Here is a 4,552-nt window from a genome sequence, read left to right on the forward strand (position 1 = left end):
GCGCTGTCCGGCCCGAACGATCCGGTGGAGAAGCCGCGCGGCTCGACCAAGCTCGACTGGGAGGTCGAGATCGCAGCCATCATCGGCACCCGTGCGAAGTACGTCTCGGAAGCCGATGCGCTTAACCATGTCGCGGGCTACTGCGTCTGCAACGACGTTTCCGAACGCAACTTCCAGATCGAGCGGCTCGGACAGTGGACCAAAGGCAAGTCGCACGACACCTTCGGTCCGCTTGGCCCCTGGCTCGTCACCAAGGACGAAATCGCCGACGTGCAGAAGCTGTCGATGTGGTGCGATGTCAACGGCCAGCGTTGCCAGACCGGCTCGACCGCAACCATGATCTTCTCCATGGCCAAGTGCATTTCCTACGTCTCCCAGTTCATGACGCTGCTGCCCGGCGACGTCGTCACGACCGGCACACCACCCGGCGTCGGCCTCGGCATGAAGCCGCCGAAGTTCCTCAATGTCGGTGATGTCGTCACGCTTGGCATCGAAGCGCTTGGCGAACAGCGTCAGGAAATCATCGCGGCGTGAGCGCCTCTAACCACCGTCATCACCGGGCTTGTCCCGGTGGATCCACGTCTTGCTTTTCCCGCAAGTGATGCAAAGACGTGGATGGCCGGGTCAAGCCGGCCATGACGGAAACAACCAGGACCCGCCCATGAAACTCACCTTCTCGGCTGCCTCCCCCTTTGCCCGCAAGGTTCGCATCGCCGCGATCGAACTCGGCCTGATCGACCAAATCGAATTCGTGCCGACCTCGGTGGCGCCGGCGACGCCCAACGATGAATATTCCAAGATCACGCCGCTGAAGAAACTGCCGGTGCTGATCCTCGACGACGGCAGCGTGATCCTCGATTCCTACGTCATCGTCGAATATCTCGATGAGCTCGCCGGCGGCGGCAAGCTGATCCCCGCCAGCGGACCCGACCGATGGAAGGTCAAGAGCGACCATTCCATGCTGCAAGGCATGCTCGATTCCATGCTGCTCTGCCGCTACGAGAACATGGTGCGGCCGAAGGAATTGAAGTGGCAGGGCTGGGCCGACGATCACTGGAACCGAGCCTGGCGCGGCATGGCGCGCTTCAACGACAAGGCGGAGGTTCTGTCACGTCCGCTTGATATCGTGCAGATCGCGCTCGCTTGCGTTCTGGGTTACGCGGATTTCCGTTATCCTGACTGCGGCTGGCGCAAGGCCTATCCGAACCTGGATACCTTCAACCAGCGGATGCTGGAACGGCCCTCGATCAAGATTTCGCTGCCGCCGGCCACCTGACAAAAACGGAACAGCCGCCATGAGCCTGAAATTCAACGTCGGCGACCTCAGCATTCACCGCATCATCGAGCAGGAAACGACTTTCTTTCCTGCGCTCGAGCTGTTTCCGACTCTGTCGCCCGAGGTGCTGGCGCAGGACCGGGACTGGATGCGCAAGGCGAATGCCATCGACGCCGAGGATGTCCTGATCCTCTGTTTCCAGTCCTATGTCGTGCGTACGCCGCACCACACCATTCTGATCGACAGCTGCATCGGCAACGACAAGCCGCGGCCGGCGCGCCCGAAATGGCACCAGAAGACCGACGACACCTATATGCGCGGGCTGAGCGCCGCCGGTCTTTCGGTCGAGGACATCGATTTCGTGATGTGCACGCATCTGCATGTCGATCACGTCGGCTGGAACACTCGGCTCGAAGGCGGCCGCTGGGTGCCGACCTTCCCGAACGCGCGCTACATCTTCGGCAAGACCGAATATGACTACTGGACCGAGCAGCACGCCAAGACGCCGGTGCCGCCGTTCGGCGACAGCGTCTTGCCGGTGGTCGAAGCCAGGCGCGCCGATATCGTCACCAGCGATTTCGGCATCGGCGATCACCTGCGCATCCTGCCGACCCCCGGCCACACGCCGGGTCACGTCGCATTTGCGATGGGCAAGACCAAGGACGATGCGGTCTTTACCGGCGATGTCATGCACTCGCCGCTCCAACTGCAGCACCCGGAATTGTCGCCGCGCTTCGATGTCGATCCGGCTCAGGCGGCGGTGACGCGCAAGAACTTGCTGGAGCGCTATTGCGACACCGAGACGCTGTGCTGCACGGCGCACTTCCCCTCGCCCTCGACCGGCAAGATCCGCCGCAAGGGCAATGGGTTTAGCTGCGAGGCGGTGTAGATAATTCGGCCTCTTGGTTCGAGACGCGCGGCGTTGCCGCGCTCCTCACCATGAGGGTCTAGCCTCATCCTGAGGAGGCGCGAAGCGCCGTCTCGAAGGATGGCCACGAGACACTTCAATCGAACAGGCTCGGCGTGTGATTGACGACCGCGCCTTCGATCGCGAGCATCTTCAGTTTGGTGTCGACGCCGCCACGCGCCGAGAATCCGCCGGGCTTTTGGCCGGCCGCCAGCACGCGATGACACGGCACCACGATCGGACACGGATTGCGCCCGAGCGCCTGGCCGACATCACGCGACAACTGCACTCCGCCAAGACGCTTGGCGATATCGCCATAAGTCATGGTCTGGCCCGGCGGAATGGTGCGGGCGATGTCGTAGACGCCGCGATTGAAGTCGCTGACGCCGTCGAGATCGAGCGGGATGTCCGTCAGGTCATCGCGCGCACCTTCAAGCAGCTTGACGATGCGATCGATGGCGCACTGCACCTCGGCGGTCGGTGCCGCCTCGGCGATGTCGCCACGGCGCTGCCGAATGCGCCCGCGGGTCTTCTCGTCGCTGCCCATCGGCAGCTGCAATCCGTTGATGCCGCGAGGACCCCATTCGATCCCGCAGATGCCGATCGCCGTATCGAACAGGGCATAATGCTGGTCGGTCATGGTTCGCTCCTGGATTCATGCAGGCCTATTTGGCTCCTGGAGCAAAATCTAGGCTTGGAGATTGTTGCGATCCACCCGGATTCCGGGGGAACCAACCGCGTTCTCGTTGGGGTGATTTCCACCCCCTGGCCTGCTATCCTGCCGGCCAAATCGCGCGCCGGGGCCGCCCCGAAACGACGCGAAAGGAAATCAAGAACGACAGGGAGCCCGCCATGAAACTCACACAGCAGCAGATCGACGATTTTCACCGCGAAGGCTGGCTTTTCCTGCCGGAGCTGTTCGATCCGGAAGAAGTCGCGCTGCTGTCGCGCGAGGCCGTCAACATCTATGACGCCAACCGGCCCGAGGTGTGGCGCGAGAAGAGCGGCGCGCCGCGCACCGCCTTTGCCGCGCACCTCTACAACGAGGCGTTCCGCCTGCTCGGCGCACATCCGCGGATGATCGAGCCGATCGAACAACTGTTCGGCGAGAAGGTCTACATGCATCAGTTCAAGATCAATGCCAAGGCCGCCTTCACCGGTGATGTCTGGCAGTGGCATCAGGACTACGGCACCTGGAAGCGCGACGACGGCATGCCGGAGCCGCGCGCGATGAATATCGCGATCTTCCTCGACGAGGTGATGCCGATCAACGGACCGTTGATGCTGGTGCCGAAGAGCCAGCACGCCGGCGATCTGAAGGCCTCGCACGATCTGCAAACGACCTCCTATCCGCTGTGGACGCTGGACGAGGAGACCGTGACGCGGCTGGTCAAGGAAGGCGGCATTGTCGCGCCGACCGGCAAAGGCGGCAGCATGCTGATGTTTCACGGCAACCTGGTGCACGGATCAAGCGGCAACATAACGCCCTACCCGCGCAAGATCGTGTACCTGACGCTGAACGCCGTTTCGAACTACATCCGCACACCGACGCGGCCGGACTACATCGCCCATCGCGATTTCACGCCGATCGAGACGGTCGCCGACGATTCGCTGCTGCGGCTTGCCCGCGCGCCACGGCAGGCGGCGGAGTAAGCCATCGTGCCCCGGACGCGGCGCAATGTGAAACGTTGCGACGCGTCCGGGGCCCATATCACTCATCTCTTTTCGCTGGTTCCCGGCTCTGCGGCGCATCGCCAAAACGCGCTGCACCGCGTCCGGGACACGAGGCATCCCATGAACCTCTTCGCTCTCCTCAACGCCCGCTACGCCGCCGGCAGACCGGTGCGCGTGGCACTGATCGGCGCCGGCAAGTTCGGCTCGATGTTTCTGTCGCAGGTACCGCATGTGCCGGGATTGGAGGTGCCGGTGATCGTCGACCTCGACCCGGAACGCGCGCGCGAGGCGTGCCGCACGGTCGGCTGGGACAGGGACCGGATCGCGGCGACGACATTCACCGCCGACGGCGCCAAGGCTTTCGCCGGCAGGATCGAAGTCGTGGTTGAGGCAACGGGCAATCCGGCGGTGGGGATCCGGCATGCCCGCGAAGCCATCGCGCATGGCAAGCACATCGTGATGGTCAATGTCGAAGCCGACGTGCTGGCCGGGCCGCTCTTGGCGGAAGAAGCGCGAAAAGCCGGCGTGGTCTATTCGCTGGCCTATGGCGACCAGCCGGCGCTGACGGCGGAAATGGTCGATTGGGCGCGCGCCACGGGATTTCGCGTGGTCGCTGCCGGCAAGGGCACCAAGTACCTGCCGGCCTATCACGACATCACACCGGACGGCGTCTGGCAGCATTATGGCCTCACGGC

6 protein-coding genes are annotated in these 4,552 nt (G+C 63.4%); 5 read left to right on the forward strand and 1 reads right to left on the reverse strand.

Annotated features, from left to right (window positions below; genetic code table 11):
- From VFL62_RS06810 to VFL62_RS06820, 3 genes are all read left to right on the forward strand, one after another.
- Positions 1-534, forward strand: a 534-nt coding sequence (locus tag VFL62_RS06810; RefSeq protein ID WP_325171607.1) for a fumarylacetoacetate hydrolase family protein, incomplete at its 5' end; no start/stop codon positions are given.
- A gap of 127 nt (positions 535-661) precedes the next feature.
- Entirely contained in the window at positions 662-1,276 is a 615-nt protein-coding gene (locus VFL62_RS06815; RefSeq protein ID WP_325171608.1) for a glutathione S-transferase family protein, read from the forward strand.
- Positions 1,277-1,295: 19 nt separating this feature from the next.
- Positions 1,296-2,165 (forward strand): MBL fold metallo-hydrolase, encoded by an 870-nt coding sequence (locus VFL62_RS06820; protein ID WP_325171609.1) that lies wholly within the window; start codon positions 1,296-1,298, stop codon positions 2,163-2,165.
- 115 nt (positions 2,166-2,280) lie between these two features.
- On the opposite strand, the gene VFL62_RS06825 is transcribed toward VFL62_RS06820, so the two are convergent.
- Positions 2,281-2,823: a methylated-DNA--[protein]-cysteine S-methyltransferase gene (locus tag VFL62_RS06825; protein ID WP_325171610.1), complete on the reverse strand. Its 543-nt coding sequence runs from the start codon at positions 2,821-2,823 to the stop codon at positions 2,281-2,283.
- 212 nt (positions 2,824-3,035) lie between these two features.
- Between VFL62_RS06825 and VFL62_RS06830 the strand changes: the two genes are divergently transcribed.
- Together VFL62_RS06830 and VFL62_RS06835 are read left to right on the forward strand one after the other, a co-directional pair.
- Positions 3,036-3,836: a phytanoyl-CoA dioxygenase family protein gene (locus tag VFL62_RS06830; RefSeq protein WP_325171611.1), complete on the forward strand. Its 801-nt coding sequence runs from the start codon at positions 3,036-3,038 to the stop codon at positions 3,834-3,836.
- Between the two features lie 141 nt (positions 3,837-3,977).
- The coding region (locus VFL62_RS06835; RefSeq protein WP_325171612.1) for a Gfo/Idh/MocA family oxidoreductase at positions 3,978-4,552 on the forward strand (575 nt) is incomplete at its 3' end.

Source organism: Bradyrhizobium sp. (assembly GCF_035701725.1).
Classification (GTDB): Bacteria; Pseudomonadota; Alphaproteobacteria; order Rhizobiales; family Xanthobacteraceae; genus Bradyrhizobium.